The 1603-nt window shown below is 34.5% G+C and carries 3 protein-coding genes; 1 reads left to right on the top strand and 2 read right to left on the bottom strand.

The window, feature by feature from the left end; genetic code table 11:
• Window positions 1-368: 368 nt before the first annotated feature.
• Window positions 369-524 (bottom strand): hypothetical protein, encoded by a 156-nt coding sequence (locus L1272_RS22960; protein ID WP_235374362.1) that lies wholly within the window; start codon window positions 522-524, stop codon window positions 369-371.
• Window positions 521-682, bottom strand: a complete 162-nt coding sequence (locus L1272_RS22955; RefSeq protein WP_160318713.1) for a hypothetical protein — start codon at window positions 680-682, stop codon at window positions 521-523. Before L1272_RS22955 ends, L1272_RS22960 begins: the two co-directional genes overlap by 4 nt.
• A gap of 319 nt (window positions 683-1001) precedes the next feature.
• Here L1272_RS22955 and L1272_RS22950 point away from each other — a divergent pair, with 319 nt between their 5' ends.
• Window positions 1002-1529, top strand: a complete 528-nt coding sequence (locus L1272_RS22950) for a hypothetical protein (RefSeq protein ID WP_235374361.1) — start codon at window positions 1002-1004, stop codon at window positions 1527-1529.
• The last annotated feature ends 74 nt before the right edge of the window (window positions 1530-1603 follow it).

The following is a 1603-nucleotide window of genomic DNA, read 5'->3' as shown; positions in this document are numbered from 1 at the left end:
AATCGCCAACTGGTTGAAGCGATGATCAAAGTGAAGGCGCTAAATAAGATCAACACCCTTGGTCTGCCTAAATATCAGTAAGTTAAGTGAGTTTATTAGAGAGCTGCATTTGATCAACAAGGCCACAGTCTTTGCAAAATAAGTTCTCTCTAACATCAGCATTAGACATGACTATTTTAGTAGAATTTTCATTTATAACAGCAAGCTGGCTTGCGCCCCCCTTAAGAAACTTAAAGTATGATTTCGGTATTATATGAGAAGATAATAATTTTTTTCTTGAGTGCATAACCTGCAGATTCCAATAACCATTTGAATGCCTTTTCAAATTGAAAAAGCCGCTAAAACTGCGGCTCTTTTATTTTAAGAAATTACCTTAAAGCTTCAGACAATGCACTAACTAATTCATCATCAAGTTTGTTTTCTGACTTACTAGCTAAGTGCTTAGCGGTAACTAAACAGACACGTTTTATAAATGCTTCGGTTAGCAATTTAGCTGCTAAATATTTACCTAATGTCGCTATCATAATTTATCCTGTAGTTTCGTAATATCTTCACCGTGCTTTTTGATGACTTGTTTTATCCAAGTAATATCGGTTTTCACTGCGGCAACGGTGGCGAACGCACCACCAATTTGCACAATGACAATGAAAAGTAAGTTTATTGAGTTTGCATCGACTGTCATTCCCTACCCTTAGTTAACAAATCAACTAAACCGATAGAAAAACTAGTAGAAATAATGTATCGCGGCTACATGCCACCTACTGGTCCTTTGTCAGAATGTAGAATATCAAGATTGGATAATCTATTAACTTACACCTTGGGGTAAGGTGAAACCATCAGATGTGCAACTTGTACACCGCTACAAATGGTCAGCTAAAAAATCTGAGTAAATGTACCAAAGCCTTAAAAAGCAAACATCTAACCATGATAAATATTTATTTGATCTTCAAAACTAATTACTAGATATTATTGGTGAAATTTCTGAAAAGACAGGAAGTTAAATGTTTACTAAAACTAAGAAAAGATTACATATATACAGTTCTAAGTTTACCTTTACACAGTTAATGGATTACTTAAATGTAGTAGCTGAATCTGAAAAACGTTTGAAAGCAGAGTTTGGTGGTGCTTTTTATTCTTCTATCACAATTGAATTGCTTGAAAACGGAGAATATCATAAAAAAACAGTTACAGAATTTGTAGGTGATCAAAATGCTATAGATAAGATCAAAGGTGATAAAATTAAGCGTATTTATCTGAGATTAGGTGATATTTTTACTTTGTTCTGTGGTGATGATTCTTTTTCTATTGAGTATAGAAGTGAACATTATCAATCTACTCACCTGATTAGCAACGCTCAGGATATTTTGAATATAAGAACCTCTAATAGACTTATAGAAATGTGCAAAAACAAGATGTTTATTTCTGTTATGGGTGTTTTATCGACAGTATCTTTTATTGCTTTTGCTTTTGGTTACTCGCGAATTCAAGTCCGAAGTGCACCACTCGCTAAATTAGGCTGCTTTGCGTAATTCATCGAATATTACCGCTGGTTGCCTAAACCCTAGACATTTTCTCGGCCTCGCATTGAGCGCCTTTTCTATGT

The sequence above is a fragment of the Pseudoalteromonas sp. PAST1 genome, assembly GCF_021532515.1.
In the GTDB taxonomy this organism is placed as follows: domain Bacteria; phylum Pseudomonadota; class Gammaproteobacteria; order Enterobacterales; family Alteromonadaceae; genus Pseudoalteromonas; species Pseudoalteromonas simplex.
The sequence above is the reverse complement of the archived record's forward strand: the minus strand, read 5'-3'. Positions and strand labels throughout refer to the sequence as shown.

Bases quoted from the DNA above. Each gene is read 5' to 3' on its own strand.
- L1272_RS22950 (WP_235374361.1), top strand. From the start codon at position 1,002: ATGTTTACTAAAACTAAGAAAAGATTACATATATACAGTTCTAAGTTT.
- L1272_RS22955 (WP_160318713.1), bottom strand. From the start codon at position 682: ATGACAGTCGATGCAAACTCAATAAACTTACTTTTCATTGTCATTGTG.
- L1272_RS22960 (WP_235374362.1), bottom strand. From the start codon at position 524: ATGATAGCGACATTAGGTAAATATTTAGCAGCTAAATTGCTAACCGAA.